The following is a 16,948-nucleotide window of genomic DNA, read 5'->3' on the forward strand; positions in this document are numbered from 1 at the left end:
GTAATGATTTGAGCCGCAGAGATCGCTATGTCCAAACGCCTGGTGCCTTCCATGACCGCCCTGCAGTGCTTTGAAGCTGCAGCCCGCCATTTGAGCTTTACCCGTGCCGCAGAAGAACTGCACCTGACCCAGAGCGCCGTCAGCAAGCAGGTGGCGCAGCTTGAAGACATGCTGCGCCACCACCTGTTTTTGCGCATCCGCCGCCGCCTGCAACTGACGCCAGCCGGCAGCCTGTACCTGGCCGAGGTCAACAAAATCCTCACCCAGGTGGATATGTCCAGCCGCTACGTGCTCACCTACGGCGAGCAGACCGAGATATTGAAGGTAGCCACTCAACCGAGTTTTGGCGTGCGCTGGTTGATCCCGCACCTCAAGGGTTTTGGCAAGCGCCACACCAACATCCACCTGGACATCCGCAACGAGATGGAGCCGTTCGCCCTGCTGCAGGGCTCGGCGGACGTGGTGTTCTTCTATGGCCAGGGCACCTGGCCGGGGGCCACCTGCGTGGAGCTGTTCCGCGAAGAGGTGGTGCCGGTGTGTGCGCCGGAGCTGCTGGCCGGGCGCACGCTGGGCGATGCGGCAGAGCTGGCCGAGCTGGTGCTGCTGCAAAGCACGTCGCGGCCGGAGGCCTGGCATGAGTGGTTCCTGGAGCTGGGCTTGCAGAGCGTCAGCGCCTACCACGGGCCGCGCTTCGATACCTTCTATATGGCGTTGAGCGCAGCGCAGGCCGGGTGTGGGGTGGCGCTGGTGCCGCGTTACCTGGCGGCGAAGGAGCTGGCCGAGGGGAGTTTGGTGGTGCCTTGGAACCATGCGATGCGCAGCGCGGGGGCGCATTACCTGGCGTATGCAGAGCATGCGGCAGAGGTGCCCAAGGTGCGGGCGTTGGTGGAATGGATTCACGAGCAGCTTCAGGGTTGAGGGCCTCTTCGCGGGTAAACCCGCTCCCACAAGGGCGTTGCGCGGCCACTGTGGGAGCGGGTTTGCCCGCGAAAGGGCCCTGAAGGTCGATCAAAAAAGGAATGACACACTCACTTTTTTTCGCTTGTGAGCCAAGTGCATTCCCAGCTTTCATGTAAGCGTCCGAACCCAACCAGGAAGCTAGCGATGCCCGCCCACGATTTCGTCAGCCCAGACAGCATCCGCGCGCAGTTCTCTGCCGCCATGTCGCTCATGTACAAACAGGAAGTGCCGTTGTACGGCACGTTGCTGGAGCTGGTGAGCGAAATCAACCAGCAGGTCATGGCCCAGCAGCCCCAGGTTGCCGAGGCCCTGCGCTGGACCGGCGAAATCGAGCGCCTGGACCACGAGCGCCACGGCGCCATCCGCGTAGGCACTGCCGAAGAACTGGCCACCATCGCCCGCCTGTTCGCCGTCATGGGCATGCAGCCGGTCGGCTACTACGACCTCAGCTCTGCCGGCGTGCCGGTGCACTCCACCGCATTCCGCGCGGTGCACGAGCAGTCGCTGCACGTCAGCCCGTTCCGTGTGTTCACCTCGCTGCTGCGCCTGGAGCTGATCGACAACCCGCAGCTGCGTGAGCTGGCCCAGAGCATCCTGGCCAAGCGCCAGATCTTCACCACCCGCGCCTTGGAACTGATCGCCCAGTGCGAGCGTGATGGCGGCCTGAACGCTGCAGATGCCGACGCGTTCGTGCAGCAAGCGCTGCACACCTTCCGCTGGCACCATGACGCCACCGTCACCGCCGAGCAGTACCAACAACTGCACGACCAGCACCGCCTGATTGCCGATGTGGTGGCCTTCAAAGGCCCGCACATCAACCACTTGACCCCGCGTACCCTGGACATCGATGCGATCCAGCTCGGCATGCCGGCCAAGGGCATCCCGCCGAAAGCCGTGGTCGAAGGCCCGCCTACCCGCCGCCACCCGATCCTGCTGCGCCAGACCAGCTTCAAGGCCTTGCAGGAAAAGGTCGCGTTCAGCAACCAGCAAGGTAGCGAAGGCAGCCACACCGCGCGCTTTGGCGAGATCGAGCAACGTGGCGCGGCCCTGACACCGAAAGGCCGCCAACTGTACGACAAGCTGCTCGACGCCACCCGCGCCGCCCTGGGTGGCGCACCGGCCGAAGCCAATGCCGAGCGCTACATGGCCTTGCTCAAAGATACCTTTGCCGAGTTCCCGGATGACCTGGCGCAGATGCGTGAACAGGGCCTGGCGTACTTCCGCTACTTTGCCACTGAGAAAGGCCTGGCTGCGCGTGGCCAGGAAGGCCGCCCGACTACCCTGCAAGGGCTGATCGACGCGGGCCATGTGCATTTCGAGGCGCTGGTGTACGAGGACTTCCTGCCTGTGAGCGCGGCGGGGATCTTCCAGTCCAACCTGGGCGACGATGCGCAGGCCGAATACGGCAGCAATGCCAACCGCGATGCGTTCGAAGCGGCGCTGGGGTTGCAGGTGCAGGATGAGCTGGCACTGTATGCGCAAAGCGAGCGCCGCTCGCTGCAGGCCTGTGCTCAGGCGTTGAACCTGGGTTCGATGTAAGGCTTTCCGGCCTCTTCGCGGGCTTGCCCGCTCCCACAGGTACCGTGTCGATTCAAGGCATACGCTAAACCTGTGGGAGCGGGCGAGCCCGCGAAAGGGCCGGCACAGGCGATCAGAGAGGCGGCAGGATTTCCACATCCGGCAAATCCATCGCCGCCACTTCGTCTGCCAGAAAATCACTCAAGCGCCGCAACCGCTCGCCACCCGGCCGGGTGCGCGGCCATACCAGGTAGTAGTCCATCCCACTGGGCACTGCTGTCGGCCAAGGCAGGCTCAACCGCCCCTGCGCCACATCTTCGGCCACCATCAGCAAATCGCCCATGGAAATCCCGTAGCCCCGCGCAGCGGCAATCATGCCCAGCTCCAGGGTGTCGAACACCTGCCCGCCCTTGAGCGATACCTTGTCGCCAAGCCCCATGCGCTCCAGCCATTCCCGCCAGTCACGCTTGTCCACCGTGGGGTGCAGCAGTTCGATAGAGGCCAGCCGGCATACATCCCAGGGTTCTTCGTCGAGCAGGTCCGGCGCACCGACCGGGATCAGCAACTCCGGAAACAGCTTGCGCACCTCCCACTCCGCCGGGAACACGCCATCACTAAGCAGTACCGCACAATCGAACGGCTCCTGGTTGAAGTCCACATGGTCAACGTCCATCCAGGCGCTGGTCAGCTGCACTTCGTTGCCCGGTTGCAGGTGCCGGAACCGGCTCAGGCACGCCAGCAACCAGCGCATGGTCAAGGTTGATGGGGCTTTCATGCGCAGGATGTCGTCTTCGCCGCGCAAGTTATCGCAGGCCCGCTCCAGCGCCGCGAAGCCTTCGCGCACCCCCGGCAACAGCACCCGCGCCGCTTCGGTCAATTGCAGGCTGCGGCCACTGCGCACGAACAGGCGGCAGGCAAAGTGCTCCTCCAGCGTACGGATATGCCGGCTGACAGCACTTTGGGTAATCGACAACTCTTCGCCGGCACGGGTGAACGAGCAATGCCGTGCAGCAGCTTCGAATGCACGCAGGGCATACAACGGGGGGAGCTGACGGGACATGAGGCACCTGCCATACGGGACTGTGGAGCGAATCACCAGCAAGCATATATACATGAGTCAGACTCATGCCAAGGATCGCTTTTATCCTTTTGTGCAAAGTTGACCAAAGCCTCAGAATCGCCCTTCGTTGTTTTCCCCAGGAAAAAGGACCGCCCCCATGCATGTCGCGCCCACCACAGAACTCAAGGCTTTGCTGCGCCTGGCCGGGCCGCTGATCGCCTCGCAGTTGGCGCACATGCTGATGGTACTGACCGACACCCTGATGATGGCCCGTATCAGCCCACAGGCGCTGGCCGGTGGCGGCCTGGGCGCGGCAAGCTACTCGTTCGTGTCAATCTTCTGCCTGGGCGTGATCGCTGCGGTCGGCACCTTGGTGGCGATCCGCAAGGGCGCCAACGACATCGAAGGTGCCACCCGCCTGGCACAGAACGGCCTGTGGCTGGCCTGGGGGCTGTCACTGGTTGCCGCGCTGGCACTGTGGAACCTGGAGCCTGTTCTACTGATGTTTGGCCAGCAACCGGAAAACGTGGCCTCTGCCAGCGAATTCCTTACCCTGCTGCCACTGGCGCTTCCCAGCTACCTGACCTTCATGGCCTTGCGTGGCTTTACCAGCGCGCTGGGCCGCTCGACCCCGGTGATGGTGATCAGTGTGGTCGGCACGGTGCTCAACTACCTGTTCAACGTGGCGTTGATCGAAGGCATGTTCGGCCTGCCAAAGCTGGGCCTGATGGGCATCGGCCTGGTCACCGCACTGGTATCGCTGGGCATGGCCATCGCCCTTGCGTTGTACATCCGCTGGCATTCGGCCTATGCCGCCTACCCGCTGCGCAAGGGCCTGTCACGCCCGTCGCTGCCGGCCCTGCGCGAGCTGTGGCGGCTGGGCCTGCCGATTGGCGGCACCTACATGGTAGAAGTGGGCCTGTTCGCCTTCGCTGCGCTGTGCATGGGGGTACTGGGCAGCACCGAACTGGCCGCGCACCAGATCGCCCTGCAGATCGTGTCCACGGCGTTCATGGTGCCGACGGGCTTGTCCTATGCGGTGACCATGCGCGTGGGCTTGTACTACGGCGCCGGCAACCTGCTGGCGGCGCGCAGTGCCGGGCGCGTGGGTATCGGGTTCGGGGCAATGATCATGTTCGCCTTCGCCGCGCTGTTCCTGCTGCTGCCCGAAGCACTGGTGGGGCTGTTTATCGACCGCAATGACCCGGCCTTTGCCGCGATCTTCCAGGTGGCCGTGCAGTTGTTGATGGTGGCGGCGTGGTTCGAGCTGTTCGATGGCATGCAGACGATTGCCATGGGCTCGATCCGGGGGCTGAAGGATGCCAAGACCACCTTCCTGATCGGGCTGGTGTGCTACTGGCTGGTGGGCGCGCCGAGCGCCTGGTTGTTCACCTTTACCCTGGGCGGTGGTGCGGTGGGCATCTGGTGGGGACTCGCGCTGGGGCTGGCGTGTGCGGCCGTGGCGCTGACCTTTGGCTTTGAGTGGCGGATGAAGCGGCTTTTGAGGAAGGCGGTGGCGCGCGCAGGGGCTGCTGCTTCGGCCTGACTTCAGGGCCTCTTCGCGGGCACGCCCGCTCCCACAGGATTACGCGGTCCCTGTGGGAGCGGGCGTGCCCGCGAAAGGGCCCTAAAGGACAGCATCCAACTGACGGCCAGGCACCTTCAGCAAAAAATCGATCAACTCCCCCACCGGCAGCGGCTTGCTGACCAAAAAGCCCTGCACCTGGTCGCAACCAAACCCGCGCAACAACGCCAGCTGCTCTTCGCTCTCCACCCCCTCGGCCACCACTTCGAGGTTGAGGTTGTGCGCCAGGTTGATCATGGCGTGCACCAGCTTGCGGTTCTCCTCGCGCATTTCCATTCCCGCAACAAAGCTGCGGTCCACCTTGAGCAAGGTGATCGGCAAGCTGTTGAGGTGCACGAACGAAGAAAACCCGGTGCCGAAATCGTCGAGCGAGAAGCGCACGCCCAGGCGGCCGAGGGCGTCCATGGTCTGGCGCACCAGCTCGTTGCGGCGCATCACCGCCGTTTCGGTCAGTTCGAACTCCAGCCAGCGGGCGTCCACACCATGCTCAAGGATCAGGCGACTGAGGGTGGCCAGCAGCTGGCTGTCCTGGAACTGGCGGAAACTCAGGTTGACCGCCATGTGCAGCGGCTCCAGGCCGCGCTCGCACAGCGCCTGCATATCGCGCAGCGCGCGGGAAATTACCCAGTAGCCCAAGGGCACGATCAGGCCGCTTTGCTCGGCCAGGGGCACGAACTCGCTGGGCGGTAACAGCCCGCGTTCGGCATGGCGCCAGCGCACCAGCGCCTCCAGGCCGACAATGCGCCCGTCGGCCAGGTCGAGCCGCGGCTGATAGTGCAGCTCCAGTTCGTCACGGCGCAGCGCACGGCGCAGTTCGCTTTCCAGGTCGGCAAGGCTGCGGGCGTTGCGATTGATGCGTTCGTTGAACACATGGAAGGTGCAGCCCTGGCTGCCCTTGGCCTGGCGCATGGCGATGTGCGCATGCCACATCAGCGGGTCGGCACCGCTCTGCGCGCGGGCATGGGCCAAGCCCAGGCTGCAGCCCAGCAGCAGGCTTTCGCCGTCGATCCAGTAGGGTTCGGCCAGGGCCTCGACGATGCGCTCGGCAATCCATTCGGCACGGTTGCCGTCGCGGCGGGTGTCGATGAGCAAGGCGAACTCGTCGCTGCCCAGGCGGGCCAGCTGGTCGCCAGCCTCCAGCTGGTTTTGCAGCCGCGCCACCACCTGCAGGATCAGGCGGTCGCCGCTCTGGTGGCCGAGCGCATCGTTGACGTGGCGGAAGTTGTCCAGGTCCAGGTGGCCCAAGGCAATGCCACGGCCCTCGTTCTCGGCCAGGCGCGTGGTCAGCAAGGCCTGGAAGCCTTGGCGGTTGGCGATGCCGGTCAATGGGTCCTGTTCGGCCAGCCGCTGCAAGGTGGCTACCAGCACCCCACGTTCGCGCACATGGCGCAGCGAGCGGCGCAGGGTGTCGGCATTGAGCTGGTCGCGTACCAGCCAGTCGCTGACGGCGCTGGGCGCCACCTCGGGCTCGTGGTCAAGCAGCAGGATGGTCGGCAGATCGCAGCGCCCAGGCACCGGCTGCAAGGCCGGGGTTGCCAGCACCACGGCCTGGCGATCATGGCTGAACAGGCTATCGACCGAGTCCCAGTCAGGCGCGGTCAGCAGCACGGCACTGCCGTTAAGGGCAGGCATGCATGCGTGCAACAAGGCGGCCCATTGCGGCTCATCAGCCAACAGCAGCAAACGCAAAGGTTCGACAGGCGTGGACAAGCGGGCTCCTTAGGGCTTTACGGTGCAACGAGATCTGCCGGTATGCTACTGCATTAATGAAAATGATTTTCACTTTTATACATGTATTTCCGGGCGTAGCATCCCGACGTATTTTGTCGTGCATCCTCCTCGAAACGAGAGGAACCGGCAAATATGATTTTTTCCTCTAGTAGCATTAGTCGCACTAATAATGGGACAGACAAAAGTCTGACTCAGACGTCAGACGGTCGCGCCACAACCGCCCCATGCCTGTTAGAATGCGCGGCTATTTTCTGGCGACCCCCGGTTTCTAGCATGTCCCGACTCAATCCCCGGCAGCAAGAAGCCCGTGACTACGTCGGCGGCCCTCTTTTGGTGCTCGCCGGTGCAGGTTCGGGCAAGACCAGCGTGATCACGCGCAAGATTGCCCACCTCATCCAGAACTGCGGCATCCGTGCCCAGTACATCGTGGCGATGACCTTCACCAACAAGGCCGCACGCGAGATGAAGGAGCGGGTCGCCACCCTGCTGCGCCCGGGGGAAGGCCGTGGCCTGACGGTGTGTACCTTCCACAACCTGGGCCTGAACATCATCCGCAAGGAGCACGACAAGCTGGGCTACAAGCCAGGCTTCTCGATCTTCGATGAGTCCGACATCAAGGCGTTGCTGTCGGACATCATGCAGAAGGAATACTCCGGCGACGACGGCATCGACGAGATCAAGAACATGATCGGTGCCTGGAAGAACGACCTGATCCTGCCACCCGAGGCCCTGGAAAAGGCGCGCAACCCGCGCGAGCAGACCGCCGCCATCGTCTACACCCACTACCAGCGCACGCTCAAGGCGTTCAACGCGGTGGACTTCGACGACCTGATCCTGCAGCCGGTCAAACTGTTCCAGGAGCACCCCGAGGTGCTCGAACGCTGGCAGAACCGCGTGCGCTACCTGCTGGTGGACGAATACCAGGACACCAACGCCAGCCAGTACCTGCTGGTGAAAATGCTGATCGGCATGCGCAACCAGTTCACCGTGGTGGGCGACGACGACCAGTCGATTTACGCCTGGCGGGGTGCCCGCCCCGAGAACCTGATGCTGCTCAAGGAGGACTACCCCTCCCTGAAAATCGTCATGCTCGAGCAGAACTACCGCTCCACCAGCCGCATCCTGCGCTGCGCCAACGTGCTGATCGCCAACAACCCGCATGCGTTCGAGAAACAACTGTGGAGCGAGATGGGCGTGGGCGACGAGATCCGCGTCATCCGCTGCAAGAACGAGGAAGCCGAGGCCGAACGCGTGGCCATGGAAATCCTCACCTTGCACCTGCGCACCAACCGCCCGTACAGCGACTTCGCCATCCTTTACCGCGGTAACTACCAGGCCAAGCTGATCGAACTGAAGCTGCAGCACCACCAGGTGCCGTATCGCCTGTCGGGCGGCAACAGCTTCTTCGGCCGCCAGGAGGTCAAGGACCTGATGGCCTACCTGCGCCTGCTGGTGAACCCGGACGACGACAACGCCTACCTGCGGGTAATCAACGTACCGCGCCGGGAAATCGGCTCCACCACCCTGGAAAAGCTCGGCAACTATTCCACCGAGCGCGGCATTTCGATGTACGCCGCCAGCGAGGAGCTGGGCCTGGGCGAGCACCTGGACGCCCGCTACACCGAGCGTTTGCAGCGCTTCAAGCACTGGCTGGACGGGGTACGCCACAAGGTGGCCCTGGAAGACCCGATTGCTGCGCTGCACGAGATGATCCGCGACATCGACTACGAGAACTGGATCCGCCAGCAGACCGCCAGCGACAAGGCGGCGGAGTTCCGTATCAGTAACGTCTGGTTCCTGGTCGAAGCGCTGAAAAACACCCTCGAGAAGGACGAAGAGGGTGAGATGACCATCGAGGACGCCATCGGCAAGCTGGTGTTGCGTGACATGCTCGAGCGTCAGCAAGAAGAGGAAGAAAACGCCGAAGGTGTGCAGATGATGACCCTGCATGCCTCCAAGGGCCTGGAATTCCCCTACGTGTTCATCATGGGCATGGAAGAGGAAATCCTCCCGCACCGCTCCAGCATCGAGGCCGACACCATCGAAGAGGAACGCCGCCTGGCCTACGTGGGCATTACCCGCGCGCGCCAGACCCTGGCCTTCACCTTCGCCGCCAAGCGCAAGCAGTACGGTGAAATCATCGACTGCACGCCCAGCCGGTTCCTCGACGAACTGCCTCCGGACGACCTGGCCTGGGAGGGCCTGGACGATGCGCCGGTCGAGGTGAAGGCCGCACGCGGCAACAACGCCCTGGCCGATATCCGGGCAATGCTCAAACGCTGATCAACCATTACTCTTAAACTTTGCCGCTAGCTAGCGGCAACCTTTGTTACATCGAGGAAACCACAGTGGAAGCACTGCATCAGAAGATTCGCGAAGAAGGCATCGTGCTTTCCGACCAGGTTCTCAAAGTCGACGCGTTTCTCAACCACCAGATCGACCCTGCGCTGATGCAGCTGATCGGTGACGAGTTCGCCCGCCTGTTCGCCGATGCCGGCGTGACCAAGATCGTCACCATCGAAGCCTCGGGCATTGCCCCGGCAGTGATGACCGGCCTGAAGCTGGGCGTACCGGTGATTTTTGCGCGCAAGCACCAGTCGCTGACCCTGACCGAGAACCTGCTGACTGCCTCGGTGTACTCCTTCACCAAGCAGACCGAGAACACCGTGGCCATCTCGCCACGCCACCTCAACAGCAGCGACCGCGTGCTGGTGATCGACGACTTCCTGGCCAACGGCAAGGCGTCGCAGGCCCTGATCTCGATCATCAAGCAAGCCGGTGCCACCGTGGCCGGCCTGGGTATCGTGATCGAGAAGTCGTTCCAGGGCGGCCGTGCCGAGCTGGACAGCCAGGGCTATCGCGTTGAATCGCTGGCCCGGGTGAAGTCGCTGGAAGGCGGTGTGGTCAGCTTCATCGAGTAACGGCGCCGTCTGCTTCGCGGGCTCGCCCGCTCCCACAGGTATTGCACAGTTCTCAAGATCTGTGGTGGTCCTGTGGGAGCGGGCATGCCCGCGAATGGCCTCAAACCTCTCTACCTGTTTGTCGCCAACCCCGCCAGCAACAACCGCTGGTAAAGCTCTTCCTTCAGCCCGTGCGGCTGATCCAGCTGCATCCGTGCCAGATGCCCCTCATACCCCTCCGGCCCCGGCGCATCCAGCGCTGCCTTGCCCAGCTCCAGCACCTCGCTCAGCTTGAACTTGCTCTTCAACCAGTTCAGCGCCCGCAACAAGTCCCGCTCTTCAGCCGTAAAGTCCGTCCCCATCGGATACTCCGGGAACAGCCGCGCATGCCGCGCCCTGATCGCCTCCAGCCGCTGTGGCGTATTGTCAATAAAGCGAGCGTCCAGCTGAAAGCCCTTGGGCAGCTTGCCAGCCTCTTTGGCCTGCTCGATCAGCCCCTGCTGGAACCGCGAATCACACACCGCCAACAACCGCGCAATCACCTCGCTGTCGGTCTGCCCACGCAAGTCGGCAATGCCGTACTCAGTCACCACGATATCGCGCAGGTGCCGGGGAATGGTGCAGTGGCCGTAGGTCCAGAACAGGTTTGAGGTCACGTCCCCGCCTGCCTCGCGCCAGCTGCGCAACAGCAGGATAGAGCGGCCGCCTTCCAGCGCATGGCCCTGGGCGACGAAGTTGTATTGCCCGCCTACGCCGCTGAGCACGCGGCCGTCTTCAAGCTGGTCGGCTACCCCGGCGCCGAGCAACGTCATGCCGAAAGCCGTGTTGATGAAGCGCGCATCGCGGCGCTGGCGACGCTTCAGTTCCTCCTGCCCGTATAGCTCGTTGATGAAGCTGATGCGGGTCATGGCAAACCGTGCGCGCTGTTCGAGCGGCATCTCCCTCAACCGCTGGTAGAACGCCTGCGGGCCGAGGAAAAAGCCGCCATGCACGACCGGCCCATGGTCATCGGCCGGGCGCCGCAGCAGGCCTGCTTCGGCCAGCACCAGCAGGCCATTGACGAACATCTCGCTGCAGCCGTACAGCCCTTGGGCAAACGTACCCAGCCCCCCTTCCCGCTCGATCAGGGCCTGCCAAGGGCCGACATCCAGCTCATCGAGCAAGGCACGAAAGCCCGCGTTGTCACCCTGGCGCGCCAACAACGCGGCAGCGACTGCATCGCCCATGGCACCAATGCCGATCTGCAGGGTACCGCCGTCGCGTACCAGCGTGCTGGCGTGCAGGCCGATGCAGTGGTCCTGGGTGCCGACCGGCATGTTCGGTGTGGAGAACAGGCGGCGTTGCTCGGCCTCGTCGATCAGCAGGTCGAACGCATCGATGGGCAGTTCCGCATCGCCCGGCATGTAAGGCAGTTCGGCGTGCACCTGGCCGAGCATGAGGATGGTCTCGCCGGCCGCGCGGCGCTTGGCGATCATCGGCAGCAGGTCGAGGGTGATGTCGGGGTTGCAGGCCAGGCTCAGGTGGACGGGCTTCTCGGGGGTGGCGGCGACCAGTTGCGCGACCAGGTTCAGCCCTTTGGCGTTGATGTCGCGTGCGGCGTGGCTGTAGTTGCTGCTGATGTAGTCCTGCTGCGCCGCCTCGCTGTGCAGCAGGCTGCCAGGCTGCATGAAGAACTGCTCGACACGGATGTTCGGCGGCAGGCTGTCGTTGCGCAGGTCGCCGAGGTAGGTGAGCTCTTCGTAGTCGGAAAAGACACGCTCGACGAAGGGTTCGAGAAAGCGTCGTTGCAGGCCGTCGCCCAGTGGCGGCCGGCCGAGGGACAGCGCGGTGTAGATCGTCAGCTGCCGCTCGGGCAGTTCCCGCACCCGGGCGTAGAGCGCGTTGACGAAGGCATTGGGCTTGCCCAGGCCTAATGGCAGGCCCATATGGATATGGGCGGGCAGCCGGGACAAGACCTGCTCGACAGCATGGTCGATGGCGCAGAGGTGCATCGGGGCCTCCTGAGACATCCATGGGTTCAGGGGTTGGACATGGCACTGGCGGGTTGGTTGCCTGTACCGGCCCTTTCGCGGGCACGCCCGCTCCCACAGGATAACCACAATCCTCAGGTTCTGCGGGGGACTTGTGGGAGCGGGCGCGCCCGCGAAAAGGCCGGTACAGGCACCCCAAAAACAAAACCCGCCATCAACGGCGGGCCTCGTGCGATTCAGCTGTGTCTTACAGCCCGGACATTTTCTTGATCGCCCCTTTCAGGTCGTCATCCGAGCAGTCCGCGCAGGTGCCTTTGGGCGGCATGGCGTTGATGCCGGTAATGGCCTTGGCCAGGATGCCATCCAGGCCGCCCTGGTGGTCGGCGCGTTCTTTCCACGCCGCGGTGTCGCCCACTTTAGGCGCACCAAGCAGCCCGGTGCCATGGCAGGCATTGCAGTGCTTGGCGATGATCTCATCGGGCGTCTTGGCACCCCCGCCCCCCGCTGCAACAGCCACTTCCATGCCTTTGCATTCCTGGCCCTGGACGCACACCTGGCCAACCGGCTCCAGGCGTTTGGCAATATCGTCGTTGGTCGCAGCGGTTGCGCTCATTGCCCAGAGGGCGAATACGGCTGCTGGTACGGCCAGCATCTTCTTGATTTGGTTCACGCGAACACCCTCATGGTGGCTAATCACGCTCGCGGCCACGGAACGGCGAGCGTTGAAAAGTATAGCGGGAACCCAGAGGCCGTGAAACGACCCTACACAGGAAAGGGGTATTGCCGAATCAATGCACTGCGCTGGATCAAAAGTTTGAAGGCGTCGCCGCACTGATCAGGCGGGCAGGCTGGTTGAAAGGGTTGCGAAAGCGGTGCGGACGCGTGCTTTCGAAGTAGTAGCTGTCGCCTTCTTCAAGGATGAAGATCTCGTTGCCGACCACCAGCTCCAGCCGGCCTTCGAGCAGGATGCCGGTTTCTTCGCCGTCGTGGGTGAGCATCTCGGCACCGGTGTCGGCACCTGGCGGATACACCTCGGTGAGGAACGCGATGGCACGGTTGGGGTGCGACTTGCCGACCAGCTTCATGGTCACCGCACCATCCGAGATATCGATAAGCTCGTGGGCCTTGTAGACGATTTGCGCGGGGCTTTCAGGTTCCAGCTCTACCGAAAAGAACTCGACCATGGACATGGGAATGCCGCTCAGCACCTTGCGCAGCGAGCTGATGGAAGGGCTCACGCTGTTCTTCTCGATCATCGAGATGGTGCTGTTGGTCACGCCGGCACGCTTGGCGAGTTCACGCTGGGACAGGCCCTTGAGCTTGCGGATGACTTGCAGTCGTTCGCCGACGTCCAAAGCTGGAGCCTCCTGAAACGGTGGTAAGGGGGGTGGATGTGAACGATATCATGGCAATGCCGTTCAGTATTTACAACACACCGCCCTGCAACCTGTCCGCTTCAGCGTTTCATTCGCCGATGTAGTCCCGAGGTACCCGTTTCAGATTGCAGAAGATCTGGTAGGGAATGGTGCCCGCGTGCGCGGCCACTTCGCTGGCCAGCACCTGCTTGCCCCACAATTCGACCGGGCTGCCGACGGTGGCTTGCGGCACGTCGGTCAGGTCGATGTTGAGCATGTCCATCGAGACCCGGCCGATCAGCTGGGTGCGCTGGCCGGCGACCAGCACCGGGGTGCCGTTGGGCGCCTGGCGCGGGTAGCCATCGGCATAGCCCATGGCGACTACGCCAACACGGGTTGGCCGTGGGCTGACGAACTTGGCGCCATAGCCCACCGGCTCGCCGGCAGGCAGCTCGCGTACGCTGATTACCCGCGATTGCAGGGTCATCACCGGTTGCAGGCGGGCGGCCTGGGCCTGGGGCACTTCAAACGGCGTGGCACCGTACAGCATCAGGCCTGGGCGTACCCAGTCGCTGGGCGCTTGCGGCCAGCCCAGCACGCCGGGCGAGTTGCGCAGGCTGCATTCGGCGGCCAGGCCCTGGCGGGCGGCTTCGAACACGGCGATCTGCTGGGCGGTGGCGTCGGCATCCAGTTCGTCGGCACGGGCGAAGTGGCTCATCAGCACGATGCGCGAAACCTTGCCGCTGGCCAGCAGGCGCTGGTAGGCGTCGTGGTAGTCCTTGGGGTGCAGGCCGACGCGGTGCATGCCGCTGTCCAGCTTCAGCCAGACGGTGAGCGGTTTGTGCAGCTGGGTTTTCTCGATGGCTTCCAGCTGCCACAGCGAGTGCACCACGCACCACAGGTCGTGCTCGGCCATCAGCGCCAGCTCGCTGGCTTCGAAGAAGCCTTCCAGCAACAGCACCGGGGCCTTGATACCCGCGGCGCGCAACTCCAGCGCCTCTTCGATGCAGGCCACGGCAAAGCCGTTGGCTTCGGCCTCCAACGCCAGGGCGCAGCGCACGGCGCCATGGCCATAGGCGTCGGCCTTGATCACGGCGAGGGCTTTGGCACCGGTCAGTTCACGGGCCAGACGGTAGTTGTGGCGCAGGGCCTGGAGGTCGATCAGGGCGCGGGCGGGACGCATGGCGGCTGCCTTATGGTGGTTCACAGGTTGAAAACGGTGTTGGGTTCTTCGCGGGCTCGCCCGCTCCCACAGGGACATCACAGGTCTTGAAACTGTGCTGTACCTGTGGGAGCAGGCGAGCCCGCGAAGAGGCCGGTGCAGGCTATTACTGCTGGTGAACCGGCGCGGTCTGCCCGTGCTTGGCCACTTCCCGGCTGTTGCCATAACGGGAAATATCCAGGCCTTCGGCACTGATCTGCGGCTTCTTGCGCGCAATCAGGTCGGCCAGCAGGCGGCCGGAGCCGCACGCCATGGTCCAGCCCAGGGTACCGTGACCGGTGTTCAGGAACAGGTTGCGGAACGCCGTGGCACCAACGATCGGCGTGCCGTCCGGGGTCGCCGGGCGCAGGCCGGTCCAGAAGCTGGCCTGGCTCAGGTCACCGCCACGAGGATAAAGGTCGTTGACGATCATCTCCAGCGTTTCGCGCCGACGCGGGTTCAGCGACAGGTCAAAACCGGCAATTTCAGCCATGCCGCCAACACGGATACGGTTGTCGAAACGGGTGATCGCAACCTTGTAGGTCTCGTCGAGAATGGTCGACGTCGGGGCCATGTCGCCGTTGGTGATCGGCACAGTCAGCGAGTAACCCTTCAGCGGGTACACCGGGGCCTTGATGCCCAGCGGCTTGAGCATCTGCGGCGAGTAACTGCCCAACGCCAGCACGTAGCGGTCGGCGGTTTCCAGCTTGCCGTCGATCCACACGCCATTGATGCGGTCGCCCGCGAAGTCCAGGCGTTGAATGTCCTGGCCAAAACGGAACTCCACACCCAGGTTGATGGCCATTTCGGCCAGCTTGGTGGTGAACAGCTGGCAGTCGCCGGTCTGGTCGTTAGGCAGGCGCAGGGCGCCAGCCAGAATGTCCTTCACGCCAGCCAGGGCTGGTTCGACGCGGGCAATACCCTCGCGGTCCAGCAGTTCGTAAGGCACGCCGGACTGCTCGAGCACGGCAATGTCCTTGGCCGCAGCATCCATCTGGGCCTGGGTGCGGAACAGCTGGGTGGTACCCAGGGAGCGGCTTTCGTAGGCAATACCGGTTTCGGCGCGCAGTTCGTCAAGGCAGTCGCGGCTGTACTCGGACAGGCGCACCATGCGCTCCTTGTTCACCGCGTAACGGCTGGCGGTGCAGTTGCGCAGCATCTGCGCCATCCACAGGTACTGGTCGACATCGCCGGTGAGCTTGATGGCCAGGGGGGCGTGGCGCTCAAGCAGCCACTTGATGGCTTTCAGCGGTACGCCTGGGGCGGCCCAGGGCGAGGCATAGCCGGGCGAGATCTGGCCGGCGTTGGCAAAGCTGGTTTCCATGGCCACCGCCGGCTGGCGGTCGACCACCGTGACTTCGAAACCTTGCCGGGCCAGGTAATAGGCACTGGCGGTTCCGATTACACCGCTACCAAGTACCAGAACTCGCATCGTTTTATCCCTCACACGCGGCACGCCGCAGACTTTTATTGATATGGCATGAATGGGCGCAGTATAGGAATTTGAGACCAGTGCAATTCACTATATAAAAGCCTATTATTGGCGAGAATTCTCGGCAAAATCGCCTTTCACGGAGGGGCATCCCCTATGAGAACCCAGCACCAGAGCAAGCGTGAACTGGACAAGATCGACCGTAACATCCTGCGGATCCTGCAGAATGACGGGCGTATTTCCTTCACCGAACTGGGCGAGAAAGTTGGGCTGTCCACCACCCCTTGCACCGAGCGGGTTCGCCGCCTGGAGCGCGAGGGCATCATCATGGGCTACAACGCCCGCCTGAACCCGCAGCACCTCAAGGGCAGCCTGCTGGTGTTCGTGGAAATCAGCCTGGACTACAAGTCGGGCGACACCTTCGAGGAGTTCCGCCGCGCAGTGTTGAAGCTGCCCCACGTACTGGAATGCCACCTGGTGTCGGGTGACTTCGACTACCTGGTGAAGGCGCGTATTTCGGAGATGGCGTCGTACCGCAAGCTGCTTGGCGACATCCTGCTGAAGCTGCCGCACGTGCGCGAGTCGAAGAGCTACATCGTGATGGAGGAGGTGAAAGAAAGCCTCTGCCTGCCGATCCCGGACTGAGGCTAGACCAGCACCTGGCGGGTGGTGGCAATGAACTGGTGCACGATCTGCTCGGCAGCAGGCTCGATCATCGGCTCAGGGCCACGGCCACGCGGGCAGGCCATGCGTGGTGTGGTGCCAAACAGGCGGCAGATCATCGGGCGCTCTTCATACACCGTGCAACCGTTGGGGCCCAGGTGCACGCAGTCGAGGCGCTCCAGGGCGGCTTCCTGCTCGGCCTGGGACTTGCGCGGCAGGCGGGCCATTTCTTCCGTCGACGTGGTGACCGGGCCACAGCAGTCGTGGCAGCCGGGCTCGCACTCGAACGAGGGAATGAGTTCGCGCAGGAAGTGGATCTTGTGGCGGTTGCAGGACATGGCTGAGTTCAATGTTGATAACTTGCTGGATTATAGGCCTACCGGCTCTTTGTAGGAGCGGCCTTGTGTCGCGAAAGGGGTGCGTAGCGCCCCCAAAATTTCAGCTTCGCCGCAGATATAGCCGGGGCCGCGCTGCGGCCCTTTCGCGACGCAAGGCCGCTCCTACAGGTGACCGCGTTGACCAGGCCAAGCGGTTGCCCACCCCAGAGCCCCGGCTTATCCTCCTCCCCTAGCC

At 63.5% G+C, this 16,948-nt stretch carries 14 protein-coding genes; 6 read left to right on the forward strand and 8 right to left on the reverse strand.

Annotation, left to right across the window (positions count from 1 at the left end):
- Positions 1-27 precede the first annotated feature (27 nt).
- Both AK81_RS25390 and hglS read left to right on the forward strand, forming a co-directional pair.
- Positions 28-918 carry a LysR family transcriptional regulator gene (locus AK81_RS25390; protein ID WP_043203677.1) on the forward strand — a complete coding sequence of 297 codons (891 nt, stop codon included), beginning with the start codon at positions 28-30 and terminating at the stop codon, positions 916-918.
- 186 nt (positions 919-1,104) lie between these two features.
- Complete coding sequence (gene hglS, locus AK81_RS25395) at positions 1,105-2,499, forward strand: 2-oxoadipate dioxygenase/decarboxylase HglS (RefSeq protein WP_043203679.1); 1,395 nt, start codon at positions 1,105-1,107, stop codon at positions 2,497-2,499.
- Positions 2,500-2,611: 112 nt separating this feature from the next.
- Here the strand turns inward: hglS and AK81_RS25400 are convergent, their stop codons facing one another.
- Positions 2,612-3,538 (reverse strand): LysR substrate-binding domain-containing protein, encoded by a 927-nt coding sequence (locus tag AK81_RS25400; RefSeq protein WP_043203681.1) that lies wholly within the window; start codon positions 3,536-3,538, stop codon positions 2,612-2,614.
- 157 nt (positions 3,539-3,695) lie between these two features.
- On the opposite strand from AK81_RS25400, the gene AK81_RS25405 reads away from it, so the two are divergent.
- Positions 3,696-5,084, forward strand: a complete 1,389-nt coding sequence (locus AK81_RS25405; protein ID WP_043203683.1) for a NorM family multidrug efflux MATE transporter — start codon at positions 3,696-3,698, stop codon at positions 5,082-5,084.
- An 81-nt stretch (positions 5,085-5,165) separates the two neighbouring features.
- Here the strand turns inward: AK81_RS25405 and AK81_RS25410 are convergent, their stop codons facing one another.
- Positions 5,166-6,833, reverse strand: coding sequence for a putative bifunctional diguanylate cyclase/phosphodiesterase (locus AK81_RS25410; RefSeq protein WP_043203684.1), 1,668 nt, complete (start codon positions 6,831-6,833; stop codon positions 5,166-5,168).
- Between the two features lie 294 nt (positions 6,834-7,127).
- Here AK81_RS25410 and rep point away from each other — a divergent pair, with 294 nt between their 5' ends.
- Both rep and AK81_RS25420 read left to right on the forward strand, forming a co-directional pair.
- Entirely contained in the window at positions 7,128-9,137 is a 2,010-nt protein-coding gene (gene rep / locus AK81_RS25415; RefSeq protein ID WP_043203686.1) for a DNA helicase Rep, read from the forward strand.
- 65 nt (positions 9,138-9,202) lie between these two features.
- Positions 9,203-9,775, forward strand: coding sequence for a xanthine phosphoribosyltransferase (locus AK81_RS25420; RefSeq protein WP_003253535.1), 573 nt, complete (start codon positions 9,203-9,205; stop codon positions 9,773-9,775).
- Positions 9,776-9,885: 110 nt separating this feature from the next.
- Here the strand turns inward: AK81_RS25420 and AK81_RS25425 are convergent, their stop codons facing one another.
- The 5 genes from AK81_RS25425 to dadA all read right to left on the reverse strand — a co-directional run bounded on the left by AK81_RS25425 (position 9,886) and on the right by dadA (position 15,712).
- Positions 9,886-11,745: an acetyl-CoA hydrolase/transferase C-terminal domain-containing protein gene (locus tag AK81_RS25425; protein ID WP_043203688.1), complete on the reverse strand. Its 1,860-nt coding sequence runs from the start codon at positions 11,743-11,745 to the stop codon at positions 9,886-9,888.
- Positions 11,746-11,971: 226 nt separating this feature from the next.
- The gene (locus AK81_RS25430) at positions 11,972-12,376 is read right to left on the reverse strand and encodes a c-type cytochrome (protein ID WP_033692624.1); all 405 of its coding nucleotides are present in this window, start codon (positions 12,374-12,376) and stop codon (positions 11,972-11,974) included.
- 154 nt (positions 12,377-12,530) lie between these two features.
- The gene (locus tag AK81_RS25435) at positions 12,531-13,079 is read right to left on the reverse strand and encodes a cupin domain-containing protein (protein ID WP_016502213.1); all 549 of its coding nucleotides are present in this window, start codon (positions 13,077-13,079) and stop codon (positions 12,531-12,533) included.
- A 109-nt stretch (positions 13,080-13,188) separates the two neighbouring features.
- Positions 13,189-14,262: an alanine racemase gene (gene alr / locus AK81_RS25440; protein WP_043203689.1), complete on the reverse strand. Its 1,074-nt coding sequence runs from the start codon at positions 14,260-14,262 to the stop codon at positions 13,189-13,191.
- Between the two features lie 145 nt (positions 14,263-14,407).
- The gene (dadA, locus tag AK81_RS25445; RefSeq protein ID WP_043203690.1) at positions 14,408-15,712 is read right to left on the reverse strand and encodes a D-amino acid dehydrogenase; all 1,305 of its coding nucleotides are present in this window, start codon (positions 15,710-15,712) and stop codon (positions 14,408-14,410) included.
- 156 nt (positions 15,713-15,868) lie between these two features.
- Here dadA and dadR point away from each other — a divergent pair, with 156 nt between their 5' ends.
- Positions 15,869-16,357, forward strand: coding sequence for a transcriptional regulator DadR (dadR, locus tag AK81_RS25450; RefSeq protein ID WP_003258963.1), 489 nt, complete (start codon positions 15,869-15,871; stop codon positions 16,355-16,357).
- Between the two features lie 2 nt (positions 16,358-16,359).
- Here dadR and AK81_RS25455 read toward each other — a convergent pair whose 3' ends face one another.
- Positions 16,360-16,713, reverse strand: a complete 354-nt coding sequence (locus tag AK81_RS25455; protein ID WP_043203692.1) for a YkgJ family cysteine cluster protein — start codon at positions 16,711-16,713, stop codon at positions 16,360-16,362.
- Positions 16,714-16,948 lie beyond the last annotated feature (235 nt).

The sequence above is a fragment of the Pseudomonas putida W15Oct28 genome (genome assembly GCF_000708715.2).
In the GTDB taxonomy this organism is placed as follows: Bacteria; Pseudomonadota; Gammaproteobacteria; order Pseudomonadales; family Pseudomonadaceae; genus Aquipseudomonas; species Aquipseudomonas putida_R.